General features: G+C 69.7%; 25 protein-coding genes. 12 read left to right on the plus strand and 13 right to left on the minus strand.

Features of this window, described 5'->3' with window-relative positions; all coding sequences use genetic code 11:
* Positions 1-451 precede the first annotated feature (451 nt).
* Positions 452-2,683, plus strand: coding sequence for a GNAT family N-acetyltransferase (locus D1793_RS15940; RefSeq protein ID WP_119023018.1), 2,232 nt, complete (start codon positions 452-454; stop codon positions 2,681-2,683).
* A 35-nt stretch (positions 2,684-2,718) separates the two neighbouring features.
* Complete coding sequence (locus D1793_RS15945) at positions 2,719-4,188, plus strand: aminoacyl-histidine dipeptidase (protein ID WP_119023019.1); 1,470 nt, start codon at positions 2,719-2,721, stop codon at positions 4,186-4,188.
* Here D1793_RS15945 and D1793_RS15950 read toward each other — a convergent pair.
* From D1793_RS15950 to D1793_RS15960, 3 genes are all read right to left on the minus strand, one after another.
* A complete protein-coding gene (locus D1793_RS15950) occupies positions 4,182-4,541 on the minus strand; it encodes a hypothetical protein (protein ID WP_162899991.1) in 360 nt (119 codons plus the stop codon). The two genes, D1793_RS15945 and D1793_RS15950, sit on opposite strands and share 7 nt — an antisense overlap.
* Positions 4,542-4,740: 199 nt before the next feature.
* Entirely contained in the window at positions 4,741-5,214 is a 474-nt protein-coding gene (locus D1793_RS15955; protein WP_119023021.1) for a Dps family protein, read from the minus strand.
* A gap of 135 nt (positions 5,215-5,349) precedes the next feature.
* Positions 5,350-6,486 carry a glycerate kinase gene (locus D1793_RS15960; protein ID WP_119023022.1) on the minus strand — a complete coding sequence of 379 codons (1,137 nt, stop codon included), beginning with the start codon at positions 6,484-6,486 and terminating at the stop codon, positions 5,350-5,352.
* Between the two features lie 125 nt (positions 6,487-6,611).
* On the opposite strand from D1793_RS15960, the gene D1793_RS15965 reads away from it, so the two are divergent.
* The 4 genes from D1793_RS15965 to D1793_RS15980 are packed head-to-tail and all read left to right on the plus strand — an operon-like array spanning position 6,612 to position 9,319.
* Entirely contained in the window at positions 6,612-7,175 is a 564-nt protein-coding gene (locus D1793_RS15965) for a hypothetical protein (RefSeq protein WP_162899992.1), read from the plus strand.
* Positions 7,172-7,531, plus strand: a complete 360-nt coding sequence (locus D1793_RS15970; RefSeq protein ID WP_119023024.1) for a hypothetical protein — start codon at positions 7,172-7,174, stop codon at positions 7,529-7,531. Before D1793_RS15965 ends, D1793_RS15970 begins: the two co-directional genes overlap by 4 nt.
* 55 nt (positions 7,532-7,586) lie before the next feature.
* Complete coding sequence (locus D1793_RS15975) at positions 7,587-8,255, plus strand: DUF1007 family protein (protein WP_119023025.1); 669 nt, start codon at positions 7,587-7,589, stop codon at positions 8,253-8,255.
* Positions 8,246-9,319, plus strand: coding sequence for a nickel/cobalt transporter (locus tag D1793_RS15980; RefSeq protein WP_119023026.1), 1,074 nt, complete (start codon positions 8,246-8,248; stop codon positions 9,317-9,319). The genes D1793_RS15975 and D1793_RS15980 overlap by 10 nt, the downstream gene beginning before the upstream one ends.
* On the opposite strand, the gene D1793_RS15985 is transcribed toward D1793_RS15980, so the two are convergent.
* A complete protein-coding gene (locus tag D1793_RS15985) occupies positions 9,316-9,738 on the minus strand; it encodes an HIT family protein (protein ID WP_119023027.1) in 423 nt (140 codons plus the stop codon). The genes D1793_RS15980 and D1793_RS15985 overlap by 4 nt on opposite strands.
* 120 nt (positions 9,739-9,858) lie before the next feature.
* On the opposite strand from D1793_RS15985, the gene D1793_RS15990 reads away from it, so the two are divergent.
* The 3 genes from D1793_RS15990 (at position 9,859) to D1793_RS16000 (ending at position 11,199) form a co-directional block, all read left to right on the plus strand.
* Positions 9,859-10,605 carry a sulfite exporter TauE/SafE family protein gene (locus D1793_RS15990; protein WP_119023028.1) on the plus strand — a complete coding sequence of 249 codons (747 nt, stop codon included), beginning with the start codon at positions 9,859-9,861 and terminating at the stop codon, positions 10,603-10,605.
* A gap of 72 nt (positions 10,606-10,677) precedes the next feature.
* A complete protein-coding gene (locus D1793_RS15995; protein WP_119023029.1) occupies positions 10,678-10,809 on the plus strand; it encodes an entericidin A/B family lipoprotein in 132 nt (43 codons plus the stop codon).
* Between the two features lie 69 nt (positions 10,810-10,878).
* Positions 10,879-11,199 carry an I78 family peptidase inhibitor gene (locus tag D1793_RS16000; protein ID WP_240407696.1) on the plus strand — a complete coding sequence of 107 codons (321 nt, stop codon included), beginning with the start codon at positions 10,879-10,881 and terminating at the stop codon, positions 11,197-11,199.
* On the opposite strand, the gene D1793_RS16005 is transcribed toward D1793_RS16000, so the two are convergent.
* The 5 genes from D1793_RS16005 to D1793_RS19515 form a co-directional block, all read right to left on the minus strand.
* Entirely contained in the window at positions 11,196-11,705 is a 510-nt protein-coding gene (locus tag D1793_RS16005; protein WP_119023030.1) for an acyl-CoA thioesterase, read from the minus strand. The genes D1793_RS16000 and D1793_RS16005 overlap by 4 nt on opposite strands.
* 1 nt (position 11,706) lies before the next feature.
* A complete protein-coding gene (locus D1793_RS16010; protein ID WP_162899993.1) occupies positions 11,707-12,120 on the minus strand; it encodes a DUF1622 domain-containing protein in 414 nt (137 codons plus the stop codon).
* A 58-nt stretch (positions 12,121-12,178) separates the two neighbouring features.
* Entirely contained in the window at positions 12,179-13,489 is a 1,311-nt protein-coding gene (locus tag D1793_RS16015; protein ID WP_119023031.1) for a short-chain fatty acid transporter, read from the minus strand.
* Positions 13,490-13,620: 131 nt separating this feature from the next.
* Positions 13,621-14,976 carry an MATE family efflux transporter gene (locus D1793_RS16020; RefSeq protein ID WP_119023032.1) on the minus strand — a complete coding sequence of 452 codons (1,356 nt, stop codon included), beginning with the start codon at positions 14,974-14,976 and terminating at the stop codon, positions 13,621-13,623.
* 102 nt (positions 14,977-15,078) lie between these two features.
* Positions 15,079-15,678 (minus strand): outer membrane beta-barrel protein, encoded by a 600-nt coding sequence (locus tag D1793_RS19515; protein ID WP_162899994.1) that lies wholly within the window; start codon positions 15,676-15,678, stop codon positions 15,079-15,081.
* Between the two features lie 214 nt (positions 15,679-15,892).
* Here D1793_RS19515 and D1793_RS16030 point away from each other — a divergent pair, with 214 nt between their 5' ends.
* The gene (locus tag D1793_RS16030; protein WP_110070128.1) at positions 15,893-16,207 is read left to right on the plus strand and encodes a hypothetical protein; all 315 of its coding nucleotides are present in this window, start codon (positions 15,893-15,895) and stop codon (positions 16,205-16,207) included.
* A 94-nt stretch (positions 16,208-16,301) separates the two neighbouring features.
* Here the strand turns inward: D1793_RS16030 and D1793_RS16035 are convergent, their stop codons facing one another.
* The 3 genes from D1793_RS16035 to D1793_RS16045 all read right to left on the minus strand — a co-directional run bounded on the left by D1793_RS16035 (position 16,302) and on the right by D1793_RS16045 (position 19,007).
* Entirely contained in the window at positions 16,302-16,550 is a 249-nt protein-coding gene (locus D1793_RS16035) for a YfhL family 4Fe-4S dicluster ferredoxin (protein ID WP_110070127.1), read from the minus strand.
* Positions 16,551-16,641: 91 nt separating this feature from the next.
* On the minus strand, positions 16,642-17,121 hold the full coding sequence (coaD, locus tag D1793_RS16040; RefSeq protein ID WP_119023034.1) for a pantetheine-phosphate adenylyltransferase: 480 nt from the start codon (positions 17,119-17,121) through the stop codon (positions 16,642-16,644).
* Complete coding sequence (locus D1793_RS16045; protein WP_119023035.1) at positions 17,118-19,007, minus strand: beta-ketoacyl synthase; 1,890 nt, start codon at positions 19,005-19,007, stop codon at positions 17,118-17,120. Before D1793_RS16045 ends, coaD begins: the two co-directional genes overlap by 4 nt.
* 389 nt (positions 19,008-19,396) lie before the next feature.
* On the opposite strand from D1793_RS16045, the gene D1793_RS16050 reads away from it, so the two are divergent.
* Positions 19,397-19,591 (plus strand): hypothetical protein, encoded by a 195-nt coding sequence (locus D1793_RS16050; protein WP_119023036.1) that lies wholly within the window; start codon positions 19,397-19,399, stop codon positions 19,589-19,591.
* Positions 19,592-19,681: 90 nt separating this feature from the next.
* On the opposite strand, the gene D1793_RS16055 is transcribed toward D1793_RS16050, so the two are convergent.
* Positions 19,682-20,515, minus strand: a complete 834-nt coding sequence (locus D1793_RS16055) for a Tim44-like domain-containing protein (RefSeq protein WP_119023037.1) — start codon at positions 20,513-20,515, stop codon at positions 19,682-19,684.
* Positions 20,516-20,631: 116 nt separating this feature from the next.
* On the opposite strand from D1793_RS16055, the gene D1793_RS16060 reads away from it, so the two are divergent.
* Positions 20,632-21,207, plus strand: a complete 576-nt coding sequence (locus D1793_RS16060) for an isochorismatase family protein (RefSeq protein ID WP_119023038.1) — start codon at positions 20,632-20,634, stop codon at positions 21,205-21,207.
* Positions 21,208-21,234 lie beyond the last annotated feature (27 nt).

Genomic DNA, 21,234 nt, shown 5'->3' on the forward strand with positions numbered 1-21,234 from the left:
CGGCAAGTCAGGCGGCAGTCCTGTCTGACTGATCGGTCAAGGGCGGCCAGTGCCACGCCGGCGGCCAGGCCGGTGAGGGCAAACTTGGTCATCTTCTTCATGGAGTGCTCCCTGTGCGGGTTATTGGTGTTGGTCGAGAAGACGTATCGAGTGCCGGAGCCGGCCCCTATTGTGTGACGATGGTGGGGCGGCGGCGCCTGCGGTCCGCGGTTGACCGGACGGGCAGACTCGGCAGCCATGCCAAGCTAGCACGCTGCCGCTGTCATAATCGATAGCCTGCTGGCGACATGGGGCGAGGTGCCTGGATGGTGGCTGGCAGAGGCGATGCGTCAGATTTTTTCTATTATTATTAGTGTTTTAAATGAATTTCCTGTTGGCTATTTCTGAGCCGGCAGCGTTGAATGCAATGAGCATTGCGACCAAGGTAGTAGCTGCCGTCAGGAGGAAAACCATGCCGCAGGCCTCGGAAAGCCAGCCTCTATCGGGGCAGAGGGAGTCGCCAGAGGCGCTAAGGCAGCATGGCGTCAAGGCAATAGTGGAGCGGGCCGCCGACCTGGCGCGACGGCGCTGGCGCGGTCTGGTGTGGCTGACCGGCGAGGCGCCGGCCTGTCGTGAGGCGGCGCTGGCGCTATGGAGAGCTGGCCCCTGGCAAGCGCCGCTGTGGGTGGCCGCCGAGGCCCCTCCGGGGCTGGCCGGAGATGCCTGCCTGGCTCCCGGGCGAGCCAGGAGCCGCCTGGGCGGCGAGCAGGACCTGCTGGTGGTGGATGTGGTGTCCGCAGGCGCGGGCTTCGATCCCGATGCCTTCGGCGCCCTGGCCGGCACCCTGCGCGCCGGCGGGCTGCTGGTGCTGATGACCCCGCCCGACTGGGGCGCGCGCCCCGATGCCGACTACGCCCGCCTGGCCGAGCACCCGTTCCTGCCGGAGCGGCTTACCGCCCGCTACCTGGGGCGGCTGGCTCGCCTGCTGGCGGCGGCTCCCGAGCCGATCCGCTGGCGGGCGGGGGAGGCACCGCTGCTGCCACCCCTTGCCGAGCCGGCCCCGCCAGCCGCTGCTTCCGAGCCGAGCCGCCAAAGCGCGGATCCCGACTGCCTGACCGACGACCAGGCCGAGGCGGTGGCGCGCCTGGTGCGCCAGCGTCGGCGGCGCCCGCTGGTGATCACCGCCGATCGCGGGCGTGGCAAGAGCGCGGCGCTGGGCATCGCCTGCGCGCGACTGCTGGCCGCCGGCGAAGCGGAGATCCTGGTCACCGCGCCGCGGCCGGCGGCGGTGGAGAGCCTCTTCGAGCGCCTCGCTACGCTCTGCCCGGCAGGCGAGCGCCAGGGCCTCGACTTCCGGCTGGGCGATCGGCGGGTGCGCTTCGTGGCACCGGACGAGCTGACGCGACTGGCCCAGGCGGGGGCGGCCGGCGGGGCCGGGGCTCGGCTGCTGGTGGACGAGGCCGCGGCGATACCCGCCGCCCTGCTCGGCGAGTGGCTGGGTGCCTTCCCGCGCATCGCCTTCGCCACCACGGTGCACGGCTACGAGGGCTCCGGGCGTGGCTTCACGGTGCGCTTCCTGCCGCGGCTGGCTCGCGAGGCGCCCGACTGGCAGGGCCTGCATCTGGGGGAGCCGATTCGCTGGGCGGCGGATGATCCCCTGGAGGGGCTGGTCAACCGGCTGCTGCTGCTGGACGCCGAGCCGGAACCGGCTGCGTCAGCGCTGGCGCCGGTCTGGCAGCGGGTTCTGCCCGCCGAGCTGGCCGAGGACGAGGCCCGGCTGCGCGCCCTGTTCGGCCTGCTGGTGCAGGCCCACTACCGCACCACGCCGGCGGACCTGCGTCGCCTGCTGGATGGCCCCGGCGTCGGCATCGGCGCGCTGATGGTCGACCGCTCCCCGGTTGGCGTGATGCTCACCGGCGATGAGGGGGGCTTCGATGCCGAGCTGGCCGAACGGGTGGCTCGCGGCGAGCGCCGCCCCCGCGGCCACCTGATGGCCCAGTCGCTGGCCGCCCACGCCGGCAGCCGCGAGGCGCTCACCGCCCGGCTGCGTCGCGTGGTGCGCATCGCCGTGGCCCAGCCTCAGCGACGCGCCGGGCTGGGCCGGCGGCTGATCGAGGCGGAGGCCGAGCAGGCCCGCCGCGACGGCGTCGATCTGCTGGGCGCAAGCTTCGGTGCCGAGCCTGGGCTGCTCGCCTTCTGGCGCTCGCTCGGCTTCGTCACTCTGCGCCTGGGGCTGACCCGGGAGACCGCCACCGGGGAGCATGCGGTAATGGTGGCGCGCCCACTGACCGAGCGGGGCGAGGCGCTGGTGGCAGGGCTTGCCGCACGCTTCCGGCGCGCCCTGCCGGGACTGCTGGCCTTCGAGCTGCGCGAACTTGCCCCCGAGATCGCCGCCGCCCTGCTGGCGGAGGGGCCGGCATTGGACGCCGCCGACCGCCGTGACGTGGAGGATGTGGCCTTCGCGCAGCGCGAGCCGGCCCTGGCCCGTCCGGCACTGCAGGCGCTGGTGCGCCACGCCCTGGCACGGGGCGTGCCGGCCGGTGACGCCTCGCTCTGCCTGCTGGTGGCCTGGGGTTTCCAGGGGGCGAGCAGCGAACGGCTGGCTGCCCTGCTCGGCGTCACCGGGCGCCGCGAGGTCACCGCCCGGCTGCGCCAGGGCGCGGCGGTGCTGCTTGAGGCCACTTCCCCTGCCAGCACCGGCTGAGTAAGGTAAGCCGGTTATCGCAGAGCAGACATCTCATGAACGAACATCTCGAACGGCTCGAGCCGCAGCCGCTGTGGCGCCACTTCCGCACCCTGTGCAACACGCCGCGCCCCTCCGGGCACGAGGCGGCGCTGGTGGCGGTACTTGAGCAGTGGGCCGAGGCCCGGGGCCTGGCCCACGACCGCGACGCCTTCGGCAACCTGCGCCTGCGCAAGCCGGCCACCCCGGGCTGCGAGGGTGCACCGGGGGTGATCCTCCAGGCCCACCTGGACATGGTGCCCCAGGCCAATGCCGGCTCCTCCCACGACTTCACCCGCGACCCGATCCGGACCCGCATCGGCGACGACGGCTGGCTGCGCGCCACCGACACCACTCTGGGCGCCGACAACGGCCTGGGGGCCGCCGCGGCGCTGGCCATCCTCGAGGATGACACCCTGGCCCACGGCCCGCTGGAGGCGCTCTTCACCCTGGAGGAGGAGACCTCCATGGGCGGGGCGCTCAACCTGGCCGAGGGCTGGCTTGCGGGCCGGCTGCTGCTCAATCTGGACTCCGAGGATCGCGGCGAGGTCTATATCGGCTGCGCCGGCGGGGCCGACGTTGTGGTGGAGGCGCAGCTGCCGACGGCCTCCATCGGCGAGGGCGAGGCGGCGATGCGCCTCTCGCTCACCGGCCTCAGGGGCGGCCACTCGGGCATGGACATCCACAAGGGGCTGGGCAACGCCAATCGGCTGCTGGTGCGGGTGTTGCGCGCTCTGGAGGGTTGCGAGGTGCGCCTCGTGGACTATCACGGCGGCACGCTGCGCAACGCCTTGCCGAGGGAGGCCTTCGCCACCCTGGTCCTGCCTGCCGACCAGCGCGAGGCGGCACTGGCACGGGTAGCGGCGCTGGAGGTGGAGCTGCGTGCCGAGCTTGCCGGGGTCGACGATGGCCTGGCGCTGGCCCTCGAGCCGGCGGAGCCTGGCGCTGGCGAGGCGCTCACCGCCCAGGCCAGCCACCTGCTGGTGGCGGCGCTGCATGCGGCCCCCTGCGGGGTGGAGCGCATGAGCAGCGAGGTGTCCGGCGTGGTCGAGACTTCCAACAACCTGGGCGTGGTCAGCCTCGAGGCCGGGCGCTTCCATCTCTGCGCCCTGGTCCGCTCGCTGCGCGACAGCGCCACCGCCGACCTGGCCGATCGCTTCAAGGCGCTGTTCGAGCTGATTGGCGCCCGGGTGCGGGTGGAGAACGCCTACCCGGGCTGGACGCCCCAGCCGGACAGCGACCTGCTGGTCCGCTTCCGGCGCCTGCATCGCGAGCGGCTGGGCAGCGATCCGGCGGTCAAGGTGATCCATGCGGGGCTGGAGTGCGGCATCCTCGGCGGCAAGTATCCGGCGCTCGAGATGATCTCCTTCGGCCCGCTGATCCGCGGGGCCCACTCCCCGGACGAGCGGGTGGAGATCGCCTCGGTGGCGGAGTTCTGGGACCTGCTGCGGGCCCTGGTCGAGGACCTGGCCCGCGAGGGTCAGTGATTGACCTGGATGCGCACCGCCGGGTAGCCGCCCACGGTCACCAGCGGGATGTCGGTGCTGCCGCGATGGTAGTACCGATGGTCCCGGCGGGGCTCGCGATAGCGGGGCGGCGAGGAGTAGTAGTGGTGCTCCACGACGCGGCTCGGGGTGCGGTGGCGATGCTTGGCACGCTTGGCGGCCTTGTAGCGCTTCTGAGCGTGGTGTCGGCCGCGGTCGGCGCGACGGTCATGGTGATGGTAGTGGTGGTGCACCTGGGGCTGGTAGCCGCCGTGACGGTGGCGGTCGGCCATGGCAGGCAGGCTCATGGCGAGTGCCAGAGCGGCCATCAGGGTGGCCAGCAATAGTCGGTTCATGATGTTTCCTCCATGTCGGGCCGAGGTGGGGCGCGTTCCAGTGCCCATGGAGGCAGTATATCGCCGTGTTCATGGGCGGCCGCCCGCCCGGCGGGGGTTGCCCAATCTCTTCATATTCGCAGCGGGGGTGACCGAAAACGGCGACACCGCCCGAAGGCGGTGTCGTGCGCTGCCGGATTCCGCCGGCTGGTGCGGCGGCTCAGCCGAGGTAGGCGTTGAGCATCCAGGCGGTCTTCTCCTGCTCGCGGATATAGTCGCCGGCCTGGGCGGCGGTGCCCTCGTCGTCGGCATCGGAGGCCAGCGAGAGCAGCTCGCGCTGCAGCTCGATCAGGGTCTGGAAACCCTGCAGGGTGCCGCGTACGCAGGCCTCGCCGTCGGTGACGTTCTTGTCCTCGGCGATGCGTGACATGGTCACGTAGTCGCTGTAGGCGTGCACCGGCTGGTGGCCCAGGGTGAGGATACGCTCGGCGACCTCGTCCACCTTGGTCAGCAGGTCGGTATAGAGCTCCTCGAACTTGGCGTGCAGCTCGAAGAACTGCGGCCCCTTCACGTTCCAGTGATAGCCGCGCACGTTCATGTAGAAGATCTGGTAGTTGGCCAGCAGCTCGTTGAGCTTCTCGGCCAGCTGGCTGGCGCTGCCCTCGTGCAGGCCGATGGTATTGATGTTGCTCATGCAAATGACTCCTTGAACGCAGTGGAAACAGCGTAACCTCTCGGCAAGAGGCGTGGTTAGGCATTTCTGGCCATGGCCACCATAGCCGATCTGCATGACCCTTTGGTGAGCGATGCCGCTGACAAGTGAGCCGGGTCAAGGTCTTGCCGCGGTGAAGAGTCGCACCGCGCTCTCGGCCCGGTCGGCGAGCAGCTCGGCGCAGCGCTCGAGCGCCTCGTCCAGCGCCATGGGGCCATCGGCCAGGGCGAAGGCGGCGGTGACGCCCTCCTCCAGGGCGGCCTGCCAGCCCGGCGCCAGGCGGCCGGCCAGCACCACCACGGGGACGCCCCGGGCTCGCGCGGCCCTGGCCACGCCCACCGGGGTCTTGCCGGCGAGGCTCTGACCGTCCAGCTGGCCTTCGCCGGTGATCACCAGGCCGGTGCCCTCGAGCAGCGCCTCGAAGCCGGCCTGGGCCATCACCAGCTCGATGCCCGGGCGCAGCTCGGCCCCCAGGAAGGCGCGAGCGGCGAAGCCCATGCCGCCGGCGGCGCCTGCGCCGGGCAGCTCGCGGTGCTCCTCGCCCAGCGCGGCGGCGGTGACGTCGGCGAAGCGGGCCAGGGCGGCGTCCAGCCGGCTCACGTCCTCCGGTGTGGCCCCCTTCTGGGGGCCGAACACCGCGCTGGCGCCGCGCTTCCCCAGCAGCGGGTTGTCGACGTCCACCGCGGCCTCGACCTGCAGCCCGGCCAGCCGCGGGTCAAGCCCGGCGAGGTCGAGCTCGGCCAGTTCGGCCAGGGCGGCGCCGCCCGAGGGCAGGTCCTGTCCAGCGCTGTCCAGCAGCCGGGCGCCCAGGGCCACCAGCATGCCGGCGCCGCCGTCGTTGGTGGCGCTGCCTCCCAGGGTGAGCAGCAGCCGCTCGGCGCCGGCGTCCAGCGCGGCGCGGATCAGCTCGCCCACGCCATGGGTGGTGCTGTGCAGGGCGGTGCGCTCGTCCGGGGCCAGCGCCTGGATGCCGCTGGCCTCGGCCAGCTCCACGAAGGCGGTGCGGCGCTCGGCCAGCCACCCCCAGTGGGCGCGGGTGGGGCGCCCCAGGGCATCCTGGACGGTGGCGGTGCGCCGCTCGGCGCCGGTGGCGGCCAGCAGGGCGTCCAGGCTGCCCTCGCCGCCGTCCGCCAGGGGGCACTCGACCGCCTCGATCCGCTCCCCCAGGCGGCGGATGCCGCAGGCGATGGCGCGGGCCGCCGCCTCGGCGGGCAGGGCGTCCTTGAAACTATCCGGGCAGATGAGGATCTTCATGGGCGGGCTCTTGTATCGGGTTCTCGGCCCAGCTTAGCCCCCCCGGGCGGTATGCTGAAGCCTTGCCGTTTCCACGGCCCGAGACGATGCGTACACTGCCCCTATCCATTGATCGGAGATTGACCATGCGCCCCTGGCGGCTGCCCCTCGAGCGGATAATAGTGTTGGGAATCGTGCTGGTGGTGGCTGGCTGCCAGACCGCCCCCTCCACGCTGCCGGTGGCGGAGCCTCGCCCCGCGGCGGAGTGCCGCTGGACCCTCGGCGATGGGGCGATCCAGCCGCTGGTGCGTGCCGCCGTGGAGGCCCTGGAGGCCGATGGCTTCCTGATTCGCCACACCGACCTGGCCCTGGGGCTGGTGAGCGCCGAGCGCACGCGCATCCTGCCGGCCTACGGCGATCGCTACGACCGCTGGGATTCCCGCGGCATGTTCGGCGGCATCGGCATCGGCGGTGGCCGCGGCGGGGTGAGCAGCGGCGTGATGATCGGCTTCGGCGGTGTGGGCAGCCTGACGCGGGACGCGACCCAGCTGGAGCGGGTCTCGCTGCTGGCCGGCGATGGCGAGGTACGGGTGAGCCGCGATATCCAGGTGATCGACTGGCGCGGCGAGCTGGCCGAGGCGCGCAGCGCCAGCACCGCGGAGTTCTGCCGGGGGCTGCGCGACGCCATCGAGGCGGGGGGCGCATCATGAGCCGCCTGCTCTGCCTGCTGCTGCTGTCCCTGCTGCTGGCGGGCTGCGCCACGCCAGTGACCCGGGAGCCGCCCCGCGAGCTCGATTTCGCCTACGCGCCGGAGGCGACGCTGCGGGCCTCCGCCCAGGTGCTGATGGCCAACGGCTATGTGGTGCGCCACGCCGATGCCGATCTGGGCCGCCTGGAGGCGGTGTTCTCCCGCTGGCCCGGCTACCGGGTGCTGGTGGAGGTCTCGGGAGAGGGCGAACAGAGCCGGGTGAGCCTGGCCGCCACCCGCGGCGGCCGCCCGCTGCCGCCGCAGACCCTGGACCGCCTGCTGGTGGAGATGCAGGACCAGCTCGGCATGTGGCGCTGATCACTCCCCGAACCGACCTCGGCAAGACACAAAGCTCAAGAACCAGAGAGACACCATGTTCGACCAATTGCGACGACCCCTTGGCCTCGCCGCCACGACGCTGCTGTGCCTCGCCATGAGCGGCCTGGCCCACGCCCACCCCCACGGCTGGATCGACCTGCGCATGCGCCTGGTGGTGGATGACGAGGGCCGGCTCACCGGCCTGCATCAGTCATGGCGCATGGACCCCTTCTACAGCCTGGTGGTGCTGGAGGAGCTCGGCCAGGCTGGCGGCGATGACGGTCTCGAGGCCGCCCTGGACCAGCTCGGCAGCGAGATCCGCGACAATCTGGTGCCCTATGGCTACTACACCGAGCTCTACTCGGGCGACCAGAAGCAGGCGTTCGATGCGGTCAACGACTATACCGTGCTGGAGCGCGGCGGCCGGATCGAGTTCATCTTCCTGCTGCCGCTGTCCGAGCCGCAGCCGCTGGCCGGCCAGACGCTGCGCTACCAGGTGTTCGACCCCACCTACTACATCGAGATGGTGCATGAGGAGGAGGAGCGCGTGCCGGCGGAAGATGCCCTGCTGGTGGGCGGTGAGCTCGCCTGCGAGACCCGGATCCATCAGCCCAGCCCCGACCCGGAGCTGGTCATGCGTGCCGCCATGCTGGACGTGGATGACGAGGCCGAGCCGGGACTCGGGCGCCACTTCGCCGAGACGGGGGAGGTGACATGCCGGTAACGCTCAAGCGACTGCTGTGGCTGGCGGGGGCGCTGCTGCTCGTCCTGCTGGCCTGGCAGCTGGTGCTGCAGCCCGCCCTGCAGGGGCTGAGCCTGCAAGTGGTGGCCTGGCAGCGCGACTTCCATCGCTCCCTGACCCTGGCCATCAGCGACTTCTCCGGCGCGCCGTCGTCCGCTGCCTGGATGACCCTGCTCGGTATCAGCTTCGGCTACGGAGTCTTTCATGCCGCGGGACCCGGCCACGGCAAGGCGGTGCTCTCCACCTACCTGATCTCCCAGGGCGGGGCGCGGGGCCGGGCGCTGGGGCTCTCCTTTGCCGCCTCGCTGCTGCAGGGGCTGGTGGCCATCGCCCTGGTGGTGGTGCTGGTGCACGGCCTGGGCTGGCTGACCCGCCAGGCCATGGGCAGCGTGGTGTGGGTGGAGCAGGCCAGCTTCGTGATGGTGGCGCTGCTGGGGGGCTGGCTCTGCCTGCGGGCGATCCGGCAGCTGCGGCGCCGGCCGGCGCCGGTGGGCCACGCCCACGCCAGCACTGCTCATGGCCACTCTCCAGGGGATGGGCATCGCCACGATCATCACCACCACGATCATCATCATCAGGGCCATGACTGCTGCAGCGGCCACCACCATGTGGATCCACAGCAGGCCGGCGACTGGCGTACCGCCCTGGCCACGGTGGTGGCCATCGGCATCCGGCCCTGCAGCGGGGCGGTACTGCTGCTGGGGGCCGCGACCCTGCTCGGCCACTTTGCGGTCGGGGTGGCGGCGGTGATGGTGATGTCGCTGGGGACGGCGCTGACGGTGTCCGCCCTGGCCCTGGCCAGCGTCTATGCCCGCGGCTGGGCGGAACGGCGCCTGGCCCGCCAGCAGACCCAGCGCGCCGGACGCCTGCTGGGCTGGGCGTCGCTTGCCGGCGGGCTGGCCATCGTGGCACTGGGGGTGTCGCTCAGCGTGACCGGCGCAAGCCAGCCTGCCGGGGTGCCCCTGCTGGGGGATCCCGGGGCACGTAGCGCCCCGGCGGCAGGCCCTTCCGAGGGGACGACCCCTCGCCATCCCTTCGGCTCCTAGTCGAGGTCGAGCCCCTCCACCATGGCCAGCACCCGGTCACGCATGGCGGCGAGCCCGTCCAGGTCGTAGCGGCGCGGCTCGCCCTGGCCCCATACCGGCCCCGGCCAGGCTTCGTCGCCCTGGCGGCGCAGCACCAGATGCACGTGCAGCTGCGGTACCACGTTGCCGAGGCTTGCCACGTTGAGCTTGTCGCCCCCCAGCAGCTCCTTGAAGGCCTGGCCGACCCGGCTGGCCTCACGCCACAGCTGCTGCTGGTCGGCCTCGTTCAGGTCGAATACCTCGCTTGCCCCGCGCCGCCGCGGGATCAGCATCAGCCAGGGGTAGCGGGTGTCATCCATCAGGCGCAGCTGGCAAAGGGGTAGCTCGGTTACCGGGTAGCTGCCCTCCACCAGCCGCTCATCGAGAGCGGCCTCTTCCATGTCCTCTCCTCATGTCGGGGCGTGGCCTGCCATCATGCCACATCTCCTCCGGCTCGAGTTCTCCTGCCGCCCCCGCTATGCTGTGCGCCCCCTGACCCGGTGTCGTCATGAGGAGATCCCATGAACCTGCTGGAAGCCCTGGCCCTGCTCTCGATCGGGGTCGTGGCCGGCTTCATCAACGTGCTCTCGGCGGGCGGCTCGATGCTGACCCTGCCGCTGCTGATGTTTCTCGGGCTCTCGCCCCAGGCCGCCAACGGCACCAACCGCGTCTCCATCGTGCTGCAGAGCGTTGCCGCGGTGGCCAGTTTCCTGCGTGCCGGTGCCCGCCATGTGGGGCTTTCGCTGCGGCTGTCGGTGCCGGCAGTGGTGGGGGCGCTGCTGGGGGCCTGGCTGTCGCTGCAGGTCAGCGACGCCCTGTTCGAGGCGGTCCTGATTGCAGTGATGGCGGGTTCCGCGGTGCTGATGCTGCTGCCCCAGCCGCGGCTCGACACGCGCCCGCTGACGGCCGAGCGGTTGACGCCCGCGGTCACCCTGGCGATGTTTGCCATCGGCCTCTACGGCGGCTTCATCCAGGTCGGCGTGGGTATCCTGTTCATCGTGGTGCTCTACCGCATGCTGAAGATCGATCTGGGCCAGGTAAACGCCTTCAAGGTGCTGATCATCCTCGTCTATACCCTGCCGGCACTGGCGGTGTTCCTGGTCAACGACCAGGTGCGCTGGGGCTACGGGCTAGTGCTGGCGGCTGGCAGCATGCTGGGGGCCTGGCTGGGGGTGAAGGTCAACGTGAGCCCGCGGGGCGCGCTGTGGGTCAAGTGGCTGACCCTTGCCGTGATCGTGGCGATCATGCTGCGACTGCTGCTGGGATAGCGCGGCAGAGCGCTGGCGACGGTGCTAGATTGGGTGAGGGTATCCCTGATCCACTGGCAAGGAGGCACGCCAATGCAACGCACCATGGCCATCGTGCTGCTGTCGCTCTTTACTCTCCCGCTGCTTTCCGGCTGCAACACCATTCGCGGTGCCGGCCAGGATATCGAGCGAGGTGGCGAGGCGATCCAGCGCTCGACCGAGTGATACAGCGAACGGACCCGTCACGGGCCGGGCGACCGCCCCGGCCCTTTCATCAAGGAAGAGGAGAAGGCCATGCCCTTCAAGGTACTCCCCCCCGTCATTGCCAGCCTGCTGCTGGTCGGCTGTGCCGGGATGAGCTCACCACCGCCCCATGAGTCGGCGCCGCCGCCCCCCCGAGTGGAGGTCAGCGGCGAATGCGGTGCGGCCCGGGTGCAGGACCGCGTGGGACGCGACTACAGCGAGGCCCTGGGGGAATCGATCCGTGACGAGAGTGGTGCGGCCGCCATGCGGGTGATTCGCCCCGGTGAGGCGGTGACCCTGGATTACCGGCCGGATCGTCTCAACGTGCGCCTGGATGACGACGACGTCATCAGCGAGATCGGCTGCGGTTAATCCTCGGCCGCGCCGTGCTCTTCCTGGGTGCGGCGCTCCTCCTCCTCCGCCTGCTTGCGCAGCTTCTTGCGCAGCGCCGCCTTGTCGAAGCGCAGCCGCTGCAGCTTCGTGGTCAGCGCCAGCGGCGGCACCCGCGCGGGCTTCCCCTCGTCGTCCACGGCCACCATGGTCAGGTAGCAGCTGTTGGTATGGCGAATCAGCTTCTGGCGGATATCCTCCGCCACCACCTTGATGCCGATCTCCATGGATGAGCGCCCCACGTGGTTGACGCTGGCCAGGAAGGTCACCAGTTCGCCCACGTGGATCGGCTGCTTGAACAGCACCTGATCCACCGAAAGGGTGACCACATAGTGGCCCGAGAAGCGGCTGGCACAGGCGTAGGCCACCTCGTCGAGCTTCTTCAGGATGGCCCCACCATGCACCTTGCCGCTGAAGTTGGCCATGTCGGGGGTCATCAGCACGGTCATCGAGAGCTCGTGCTGGCCGGGCAGGTCGGTGTGTTCCATATCAGTCTCCAGGGCGATTGCCCTGCTCCTCGTCGTGGCCGTTGTCCAGATGGTTGCGGCGCCGCTGGGCCGGGTGGGGCGGCTGCCAGGGCCAGTGACCCTCGACTTCCACATGCAGCGTGAAGCCCAGGAAGGCACGGATCAGCACCACCGCGGCCAGGGTCACCACGCTCTCGCCGCTGTTGAGCACGATCACCGTCTTGATCAGGTCGCCGGCGATCAGGAAGTCCAGCCCCAGCAGGATGGAGCGGCCGATGCCGTGGCGGTACTCCAGGTAGGCGTGGCGACTCTCGTAGAAGCGGCGGTGCTGCAGGAAGCGCCGAGTTGCCATGGCGAAACCGGCAACGATGATCATCACCCCGATCCCCTCGATGGCCAGGGAGACGGAATTGATCATCTGGTGAAACCAGGACATGGGCCTCGCTCCAGGCAAGCAAAAGAGGGCGCCCCCGGCAGGCGGGGGCGCTGTGGGCTCAGAACCAGGTCAGGCCGATCGAGATGACTGCCCCGGTGATGAACAGCTGGATCAGGCAGAAGCCCATGATGTCCTTGGCCTTCAGTCCGGCGATGGCGAGTACCGGCAGCGCCCAGAAGGGCTGCAGCAGGTTGGTCCAGGCATCGCCCCAGGCCACCGCCATGGAGACTCGGGCCACGTCCACGCCCAGCGCCTCGGCGGCCGGCAGCATCACCGGCGCCTGCACGGCCCACTGGCCGCCGCCGGAGGGCACGAAGAGGTTGACGATGCCGGCGCTGATGAAGGACCAGAAGGGCAGCGAGGTCTCGGTGGCAAAGGAGACCAGCGCCTCGGACATGCTGGCGGCCAGGCCGGACTGCACCATGATCGCCATGATCCCGGCGTAGAAGGGGAACTGGATGACGATGCCGGCGCCGCCCTTGATCGCCTCGTTGAGGCTCTCCAGCAGGCTGCGCGGGGTGCGGTGCAGCACGATGGCCAGGAACAGGAACAGGAAGTTGACGATGTTCAGGTTGAGGCCGCCGCCGCGCAGGAAGAAGTGATCGAGCAGGTAGATGAGGCCGGGGATGCCCACCAGCCAGGCCAGGGTGACGCTGTTCTCGAGACGCTCCGCCGGGCGGGTGATGCGCACCCGGGTCGCCTCGCCATCGCCCAGCAGCTTGGGGTCCACATAGACGCTCTCCTTGTCGTCGGGGAGCATCAGGCGGTTGACCAGCGGGATGGTGATGAACAGGCAGACCACGATGGCCAGGTTGAAGAAGGCGAAGATCGTGGAGCCGGTGCCGATCACGCCGATCTGGTCGGCGGTGAAGTGGCCCTCCGTGGCGATGGTCAGCGGAATGGAGCCGGCCAGGCCGCCGTGCCACACCACGAAGCCGGAGTAGGCGCTGGCCACCAGCAGGCGGTAGTCGACCCGCACCAGGCGGGCGAGCTCCTTGGCGAACAGGGCCCCCACCACCAGGCCGAAGCCCCAGTTGATCCAGCTGGCCGCCAGCGACACATAGGTGACCAGCAGGATGGCGCCGCCGGGCCCCTTGGCCAGGGCGGCCAGGCGCTGCAGCAGCTTCTTCACCGGTGGGGAGCTTGCCAGCATGAAGCCGGTGACCAGCACCAGCAGCATCTGCATGGAGAAGGTCAGCAGGCTCCAGAAGCCATCCCCCCACATGCGCATCACCGCGAGCGGCGTCTGGCGCTCCACGGCGATGGCGGCGGCGGCGGCGATCACCGTCAGCAGCAGCACGAAGATATAGGGGTCGGGCAGGTAGCGTTCGACCAGCTTGACGGCCGGCCGAGAGAGGGCCTTGAGCATGGGGGATCCCTTCTTCTGTTATCGAGTGTTTTTTTGTCTAGCGTGCTCACAGAAAGTAGCGCAGCTTCAGGGGCTTGCGCCACCCTGCTCGCCAACGCAGCAGGCCGGGGCGGGCGGTGCGTCTCGCCGGCTCAGTCGCGCCAGCGCGTGCGGCGGTGGCGCAGGTAGTAGGCGCCGAGCACGCCCGAGCGCACTACCGCGAACAGGGTGAAGGCGAACCACAGCCCATGGTTGGTAAGCGTCTCCGGCAGCAGCGCCTGGGTGAGCCACCAGGCGGGCAGGTAGGCGGCGAGCCCGGCGAAGATGCTGTTGCGCATCTCACGGATCGCCGTGGCGCCGATGAAGACCCCGTCGAGCAGGTAACTCCACACCGCGATCAGCGGCATCAGCACCATCCAGGGCAGGTAGCTGGCCGCGGTGGCGCGCACCTCCGGAAGGCCGGTGAGCAGGGCTATCAGCCACTGGCCGCCGAGGGCGAAGGCCAGGGCCGCGGCCCCGGCGGTGACCAGCGAGAGCCAGGCGGCACTCCTCACCGCCTGGCCGAACTCGTCCCAGCGGCGGCGACCCACGGCGCGCCCGGCGATGGCCTCGGCGGCGTGGGCGAAGCCGTCCAAGGCGTAGCTCGTGAGCATGATGAACTGCAGCAGCACGGCGTTGGCGGCCAGCACGGTATCGCCCTGCACCGCGCCCCTGGAGGTGAAGAAGGCCATGGCGAAGAGCAGCCCCAGGGTGCGCACGAAGAGGTTGGCGTTGACCGCGAAGAGCTCGCCGTAGGCGGCAAGGGCGAGCAGCCGGCTGCGCAGGAAGCGCTCCTCGAGCAGCTTGAGCTGGCGCGAGACCAGCCACAGGCCGAAGGCCAGGGCGGAGTAGTCGGCGATCACCGTGGCCCAGGCCACGCCGTCGCTGGTCATGCCCAGCCCCACCACGAACAGCAGGTCCAGGGCGATGTTGATGCCGTTGGTGAGCACCAGGATGGCGAGCGTCACCCGGGAGTTCTGCTGGCCCAGGAACCAGCCGAGGATGGCGTAGTTGGCCAGCACCGCCGGCGCCGAGAGGATGCGGATCTCGGCATACTCGGCGGCCAGTGCCGTGGCCACCTCGCTGCCGCCCAGCAGCCACAGGCCGAGCGCGATCAGCGGGCGCGAGAAGAGGATCAGCAGGGTGCCGATCAGCGCCGCCAGCAGCAGCGACTGTCCGAGCAGGTTGCGCACGTCCGTGTCGTTCTCGCGGCCCACTGCCTGGGAGGTGAGCCCGGTGGTGCCCATGCGCAGGAAGCCGAAGCCCCAGTAGAGGAAGCTGAACAGGGTGGCGCCCAGGGTCACCGCGGCCAGGTAGCGGGAGTCCGGCAGGTGGCCCATCACCGCGGTATCCACCAGGCCCAGCAGCGGCACGGTGATATTGGAGAGGATGATCGGCCAGGCCAGCAGCCAGAGGCGCCGGCGGGAGGCGTCGGGGGGCGGGGTGCTGGCGGGCGTGGAGCGGCTCACGGCTTACCTGTGGAGAATGAGACGGGCCATCCTCGCCTCGCCGCCCCCATAACGCAACCGCCCCGCACGAGGGCGGGGCGGTTCAAGGGCAGCGGCGATGGCCTAGAAGCGGTAGCCGATGCTGGCGGAGATCAGGTCGACGTCGAGGTCTTCACCTTGGTCGCTCATGTCGTAGCGCTCGAACTCGAGGCGCATCATGACTTGATTGACCACATACTCGGCGCCGATACCGTAGAAGGGGTCGGTGCCGTCCAGGCCTACCGAGGCTGAAACTCTTTGGCCGCCTTCTGTGTAATCATTTTTCAGGTCGCCATCCCAGGCAATCATGCCCAGCTTGCCGAAGACGCTGAAGCCCGCATCGATGGGCAGCCGTCCTATCAGGGCAAAGCCAAACCCATCCACTGAATATTTAAAGTTGTCCGGCGCATTGTTGTAGACGTCTGTGATCGTGAAATCACCGAAATCGACATAGCTGGCTTCCACGGCGAAATTGGGATTGAACTGGTAGCCGGCAAACAGCTTGAATGCCGTGTCCTTGCGGTCGGTGTTTACAGTTCCTCGGAAGTCGCTGTTCTTGAATTTGGACTGGCCAATGGCGGTACCCAGGTAGAAGCCCTCGTCGGGCACACCGGGGTAGCTCTGGGCGAAGGCGGGGGCGGCGACCAGGGTGGTCAGGGCGGCGGTGGCGATCAGACGCTTCATCATGCGCTCCATTGCATGCTGGGGCAGGCGGGGCCTGCGGGGTTGGGCAAGCGGGCAAAGCCGTCTACCCTGATGTAAGATCCTGTGAAAGGATGTAACCTCAGGCATTCTAGAAGCTAATGATGATGAGCGCCATGCTCGGCATGATGGCAACTTGGTGCCGGCCAGCATGACAGACGCCGCCGAGACGGCAGGGAGCAGGGGAGTGACACTGATGGGCAAGCGGACCGTTTTCTTCTTCGTACTGGCGCTGGTGGCGATGCTGGGCAGCTCGCCGGCGGTGGCCCAGCAGCAGCGCATGGAGGCCCGTCCCAGCGGCGGCGCCATGGTGGCCGATGCGCTGATTGCCCGGCCGCTGCTGGCGGTGGCCACCGTGGCCGGCACCGCGGTGTTTCTGGTCTCGCTGCCCTTCACCGCCCTGGGGGGCGGGGTGGACACCGCCGCCGAGACGCTGATCAAGACCCCGGCCGAGGCGACCTTCCGCCGCTGCCTGGGGTGCACGGTGAGCCGTCGCGCCGACGAGATGTAGGCACTCCGGCCGGCAGGCACGAAACGCAGAACGCCCCGCTCGATAGCGGGGCGTTCTGCGTTGCGAGGAGGGCAGCGAGGCGAGGGCGCGCTGCTCAGGCCGCGGTGATGAGGCGATACTTGGCCATCAGCTCGTCGCGGCTCTCCTCGTGTGCCGGATCCAGGGGGATGCAGTCCACCGGGCAGACCTGCTGGCACTGGGGCTCGTCATAGTGGCCGACGCACTCGGTGCAGAGGTTGGGGTCGATGACGTAGATCTCTTCCCCCGCCGAGATGGCGCCGTTGGGGCATTCGGGCTCGCAGACGTCGCAGTTGATGCACTCGTCGGTGATCATCAGGGCCATGGGGATACCTCACGGAAGTTCTGTTCGGGCGGCACGGGGTTTGTTCCGCCTGCGCAGAGGCGCGGCGGAAGGGAAAGCCCGATGCTGTTGGTCAGGTATTGTAATGGCTCTTCAGCGCCGCGGCGACCCTGGGGTGCACGTGCTGCGATACGTCGCCGCCCAGCTTGGCGATCTCGCGGATCAGAGTGGAGGAGATGAAGGAGTTCTCCACCGCCGGCGTCAGGAAGACGGTCTCGAGTTCCGGCATCTGGGCGCGGTTCATGTTGGCCAGCTGCAGCTCGTACTCGAAGTCCGAGACCGCCCGCAGGCCGCGCAGCAGGATCCGTGCCTGCTGCTGCTGCATGAATTCGGTCATCAGCCCCGAGAAGCCGACCACCTCGATGTTGTCCAGCTCGGCGACCACCTCGCGCGCCAGGGCGATCCGCGAACCGATGTCGAGGGCCGGCCTCTTGCCGGGGCTGGTGGCGATGGCGACCACGACCTTGTCGAAGAGCCGCGAGGCGCGTTCGATCAGGTCGAAGTGGCCGTTGGTGATGGGGTCGAAGGTACCGGGGTAGACGGCAATGTTCATCGGTCGGCGTCCGGGAGTCGTCCGTAGGGGTTATCCACCGCCAGGGAGACGGGGCGTGCATAGCCGGGAATCTCGAGCTCGGCGTCGCTCATGGTGAGCTCGGGACCCTCCAGGACGCCCTCGCCGAAGCGGTAGTGGGCCGTGAACTGCCCCTGGTCGGCCCGCCGGCGATAGTCGGCGGCGGCTTTGCGGGTGGCCTCGCGGCGATCCTGCCAGGCGGCCACGGCGGCCGCGCCGTGACGCGCGGCCAGCAGGCGCTCGGTCACCGCGGGGGAGAGCACCACGCCGGTGGCGTTGTTGCCACCGAAGCCCTTGGCGTTGATGAAGGCGGCGTCCGCCGCGAAGGGCACGGCCTCGCGGGAAAGGCGCAGGCGCTCGGCGTGCACGTCGTCGGCCACGGCCTCCAGGGTGCTGATGCCGGGCAGCAGGCCATGGGCGAAGCTGCCCAGGGCGCTGGCGATCTGGTCGCCGGCGGCACTGCCCTGGGAGTGCCCCACGTAGGCCTTGACCGCCACCACCGGCCAGTCATGGATGCCATAGGCCCTGGCCACCAGGTCGAAGACATGGGACTCCGTCACCCGGTTCTTGGGGGTGCTGGTGCCGTGGGCGTGGAGGAAGGTGCGCTGCCGGAGCGCCTCCTCGCCGAGGATCTCGCGCACTAGGGAGGCGGCCTTGCCCAGGGTGATGTAGTTGCCGATGCCGGGGGCGGAGATGGAGCGCTTCCAGCCGTCGGCGTTGACGAAGACGCCGGGCACGCTGCCGAGGATCTCGGCGCCCACTTCCATCGCCAGGCTGTCGTCCATCAGCATCACGAACTGGCTGGACTCGGCGATGGTGAAGCCGCAGTTGCGGGCGAAGGGGCGGCAGGCGCGCTGGTAGTCAGCGTCGGTCAGCAGCGTCAGGGCGTCCAGCGCCTTGAGGCTCTCATCGTCGGCCAGCGCCCCCATGGCGCGGAAGCCCTCGATGATCTCCGGGGTCACCGGTGCATCGGCGGTGCCGACCATCACCACCCGGCGGCGGCCGGCCTGGATGTCATCCACGCCCAGGCGCAGGTTGTAGAGGAAGCTGGCGCAGGCGCCCAGCGCCGCCCCAGTGCCACCGACGCTGCCCAGCACATAGGCGTTGAGGAAGTCGGCAGGCATCTGGCCATAGCCCAGCGGCATCTGCTTGGAGGTGGCGCGATTGCCGGAGACGAAGCTCTTGAGCAGGCCGCCCCAGCCCTCGTCATCGAGCTGGCCGATGGAGTTGCCGGCGTAGACGGCCACCTCGTCGGGGTCGAGGCGATCGCGCAGGCTGTCCCACTCTAGGCCGCTGTCGCCCAGGCAGTCGCTGGCGGCGAAGATCGCCATGGAGAGCCCCCGCGGATGGTGGACGCTACGGTAGAGCCGGCTGGGTTCGAAGCCCGTGGGCAGCTGGCCGGCGGCGCGCACCTGGGCCGGGCGCTTCTCCGGCAGCATCACCTCCATGCTGCCGGCGGGCACCGTGACCTCCAGGCTATGGCGGTCGAGCTCGCGAACCTGCCAGGCGGGCGGCAGGTCCTCCGGCAGCTGGCGGCGGCGAATGCGGAACACCAGGGGGGCATCCAGCTCGAGGCTGGCCCGGCGATTGGCGGGCAGGCCCGCCTCGTTGAACCGGGGGTCCTCGATGCGACGGATCAGGGTATGGTCGAGCACCTGCTGGCGGGTCTGGGCGACGATCTCGGCGGCGTCCAGGGGGCGCCCATCGGCGTCCTGCCAGCGGCCATCTTCATCGGCGCTGGCCAGGCGCATCATGGCCGCCAGGCCCAGCAGGGTGCTGGCCTGGTCGTCGTCGGGCAGGGCGTCGAGCACGGTGCGACGAAACGCCTGGTGGCCCGAGGCTCTGCCGGCGGGGTTCACGCCGCCCATGCCGACGATCACCGGTAAATGTGACAAGCCGGGTTCCTCGTTGTGCTGTTGATGTCTTCGAGTCGTTATAGGTCGCTGATCATGGATCATATCACCCGCCTCAAGGCGGCGTCATGGGGCCTCCGTGAGCAAACGCCAGTGCGGCAGTGAAACATCTGTTTGAAAATGGGCGAAAGGCAGGCTAGGATGAAACGGCTGTTTGAGTCATATGAGTGGTCGTGGGCGCACCTCCTTGGGGTGCGCCTTTTTTTCCTTCATGATCGGTATGTTGCCGCCGGTTACGCGGCGTTGCATCGCGTAGTGGTGGCGCCGCCGGGAGTTGGCTAGGGTGAGAGGGTGGTCGCCCTGGCGACTGCCGTTCAAGGAAATGACTCAGGAGGAGACACCCCATGACACACGAGATGCTCAAGAAGCTTGGTCTGGCGCTGCTGGTGGGCATGCTGGCGGCAGGCCTGGTGGGCTGCCAGGATGAGCCCGGCCCCGCCGAGGAGGCCGGCCAGGAGCTCGACGAGGCCATGGAAGATGCCGGCGAGAGCGTCGAGGAGATGGGCGAGTCGATCCAGGATAGCGCCGAGGGAAACTGACGACCGATCCGGGATCCTGACGCGGAAAGGCCGGACGAGATCGTCCGGCCTTTCCGCATCATGGAAGAGCGTCAGGCGCTCCGGCGTGGCTCAGCCGTTCTGCTCGATGCCCTGCACGTACCAGGGGGCGCCGTCGCGCAGGTCGCGCACCAGGTGCCATGTCTCGTTGAACTCATTGTGCTCGCCGTTCTCGTCGAGGATGCCGTGGAAGATCACGGTCGCCTCGGCCTGCTGGCCGACCTCCTGCACCATGCCCAGTTCGGCGAACAGGCGCACCACCTCGGTGCGGTTGTTGGCCGGGTGACGGTCGCGTTCGGCGCGCAGCAGGTTGTAGAGCTCCGGGGTCACGTACTCCTGGATGCCCGAGAAGTCATTGTTGTCCCAGGCACGCTGCAGGGTCATGAAGTGCTCCTTGGCGCCGCCCAGGAAGCGTTCGCGGTCGAACCACTCGGGTTCGCCGGCGAAGGCGGCGCCGCCACTCCCCGGCGGTGCGCTGGCCTGGAAGGCCTGGGCACCGGGGGAGGCGGTGTGCTCGGTGCGTGCCTGGGGCGCCGCGCTGCCGGCACCCGCGCCTGCCATGGCGGTACGGCGGCGCAGGAACCAGATCACGGCGAAGGCCAGGCCGGCGATCAGCAGGATATCCATCATGCGCAGCTCATCGAAGGCGCCGCCGAAGAAGAGCGCGGCGAGCAGGCCACCGGCGAGCAGGCCCCCCAGCATGCCGGGCATGCGCGAGCCGGCGGCGGCGCCTTGCTGGCCCTGGCGGGCGGGAGCGGCCTGGTTGGGCGCGGCGGCGGGGCGGTCCGCGGAGCGGGAGAAACTGCCGACGTTTCCGCCGCCGCCCAGGCGGCGGGCCTCGGCGTAGTCCAGGGCCGGGCCGAGGGTAAAGAGTCCGACGACCAGCATGACAAGCAGATGTCGCATCAGGGGAGCCTCCGATCTTGGTCTTGGTAGGGGGTGGGAAGGTCGAGTCGGTTCATTCTACCGGCTATGCTGGGGGGCACCATAAAAACCGACAACAAGCACAAGGAGACCCCAACATGCGCCTGTCACGAGAGGAGAGCCTGCTGTTGATCGTCGACCTGCAGGCCGGGCTGCTGCCGCTGATCGAGCACGGCGACCAGGCGGTCACCGAGGCGGCCTGGCTGGGCGGCCTGGCCGAGTTCCTCGAGGTGCCGGTGTGGGTGACCGAGCAGTACCCGGAAGGGCTCGGCGGCAGCGAGCCGCGGCTGCTGGAGGCGCTGCCTGGCCACCGGCTGTGGCAGAAGCTCACCTTCGACGCCTGTGCCAACCCCGAGTTCAGCGCCGCCCTGGCCGAGAGCGGCCGGCGCCAGGTGGTGCTGTGCGGCACCGAGGCGCATATCTGTGTGATGCAGACGGGGCTCGGCCTGCTGGCTGCGGGCCACGAGGTCTACTGGCTCACCGAGGCCTGCGCCAGCCGCCGTGCCGCGGAGGCGCGCCTGGCCCGGGAGCGCATGATGCAGGCGGGGGCGGTGCCGGTCAGCGCCGACATGGTGGCCTACGAGTGGCTGCATCGCTGCGACGACGAGCGCTTCAAGCAGGCCCATCGCCGCTTCCTCAAGGGGCGCTCGGCGCGCCCGCTCAGCTTCGTGTAGCCACTCCGGCCGGCGACCCGGGCGCCG

It is taken from the genome of Halomonas sp. JS92-SW72 (genome assembly GCF_003547075.1).
GTDB classification, from domain to species: domain Bacteria; phylum Pseudomonadota; class Gammaproteobacteria; order Pseudomonadales; family Halomonadaceae; genus Halomonas; species Halomonas alkalicola.

Excerpts from the sequence above, each read along its gene's own strand:
- D1793_RS15940 (WP_119023018.1), top strand. The coding sequence starts at position 452 with ATGCCGCAGGCCTCGGAAAGCCAGCCTCTATCGGGGCAGAGGGAGTCG.
- D1793_RS15945 (WP_119023019.1), top strand. The coding sequence starts at position 2,719 with ATGAACGAACATCTCGAACGGCTCGAGCCGCAGCCGCTGTGGCGCCAC.
- D1793_RS15950 (WP_162899991.1), bottom strand. The coding sequence starts at position 4,541 with ATGAACCGACTATTGCTGGCCACCCTGATGGCCGCTCTGGCACTCGCC.
- D1793_RS15955 (WP_119023021.1), bottom strand. The coding sequence starts at position 5,214 with ATGAGCAACATCAATACCATCGGCCTGCACGAGGGCAGCGCCAGCCAG.
- D1793_RS15960 (WP_119023022.1), bottom strand. The coding sequence starts at position 6,486 with ATGAAGATCCTCATCTGCCCGGATAGTTTCAAGGACGCCCTGCCCGCC.
- D1793_RS15965 (WP_162899992.1), top strand. The coding sequence starts at position 6,612 with ATGCGCCCCTGGCGGCTGCCCCTCGAGCGGATAATAGTGTTGGGAATC.
- D1793_RS15970 (WP_119023024.1), top strand. The coding sequence starts at position 7,172 with ATGAGCCGCCTGCTCTGCCTGCTGCTGCTGTCCCTGCTGCTGGCGGGC.
- D1793_RS15975 (WP_119023025.1), top strand. The coding sequence starts at position 7,587 with ATGTTCGACCAATTGCGACGACCCCTTGGCCTCGCCGCCACGACGCTG.
- D1793_RS15980 (WP_119023026.1), top strand. The coding sequence starts at position 8,246 with ATGCCGGTAACGCTCAAGCGACTGCTGTGGCTGGCGGGGGCGCTGCTG.
- D1793_RS15985 (WP_119023027.1), bottom strand. The coding sequence starts at position 9,738 with ATGGAAGAGGCCGCTCTCGATGAGCGGCTGGTGGAGGGCAGCTACCCG.
- D1793_RS15990 (WP_119023028.1), top strand. The coding sequence starts at position 9,859 with ATGAACCTGCTGGAAGCCCTGGCCCTGCTCTCGATCGGGGTCGTGGCC.
- D1793_RS15995 (WP_119023029.1), top strand. The coding sequence starts at position 10,678 with ATGCAACGCACCATGGCCATCGTGCTGCTGTCGCTCTTTACTCTCCCG.
- D1793_RS16000 (WP_240407696.1), top strand. The coding sequence starts at position 10,879 with ATGCCCTTCAAGGTACTCCCCCCCGTCATTGCCAGCCTGCTGCTGGTC.
- D1793_RS16005 (WP_119023030.1), bottom strand. The coding sequence starts at position 11,705 with ATGGAACACACCGACCTGCCCGGCCAGCACGAGCTCTCGATGACCGTG.
- D1793_RS16010 (WP_162899993.1), bottom strand. The coding sequence starts at position 12,120 with ATGTCCTGGTTTCACCAGATGATCAATTCCGTCTCCCTGGCCATCGAG.
- D1793_RS16015 (WP_119023031.1), bottom strand. The coding sequence starts at position 13,489 with ATGCTCAAGGCCCTCTCTCGGCCGGCCGTCAAGCTGGTCGAACGCTAC.
- D1793_RS19515 (WP_162899994.1), bottom strand. The coding sequence starts at position 15,678 with ATGAAGCGTCTGATCGCCACCGCCGCCCTGACCACCCTGGTCGCCGCC.
- D1793_RS16030 (WP_110070128.1), top strand. The coding sequence starts at position 15,893 with ATGGGCAAGCGGACCGTTTTCTTCTTCGTACTGGCGCTGGTGGCGATG.
- D1793_RS16035 (WP_110070127.1), bottom strand. The coding sequence starts at position 16,550 with ATGGCCCTGATGATCACCGACGAGTGCATCAACTGCGACGTCTGCGAG.
- coaD (WP_119023034.1), bottom strand. The coding sequence starts at position 17,121 with ATGAACATTGCCGTCTACCCCGGTACCTTCGACCCCATCACCAACGGC.
- D1793_RS16045 (WP_119023035.1), bottom strand. The coding sequence starts at position 19,007 with ATGGGCGGCGTGAACCCCGCCGGCAGAGCCTCGGGCCACCAGGCGTTT.
- D1793_RS16050 (WP_119023036.1), top strand. The coding sequence starts at position 19,397 with ATGACACACGAGATGCTCAAGAAGCTTGGTCTGGCGCTGCTGGTGGGC.
- D1793_RS16055 (WP_119023037.1), bottom strand. The coding sequence starts at position 20,515 with ATGCGACATCTGCTTGTCATGCTGGTCGTCGGACTCTTTACCCTCGGC.
- D1793_RS16060 (WP_119023038.1), top strand. The coding sequence starts at position 20,632 with ATGCGCCTGTCACGAGAGGAGAGCCTGCTGTTGATCGTCGACCTGCAG.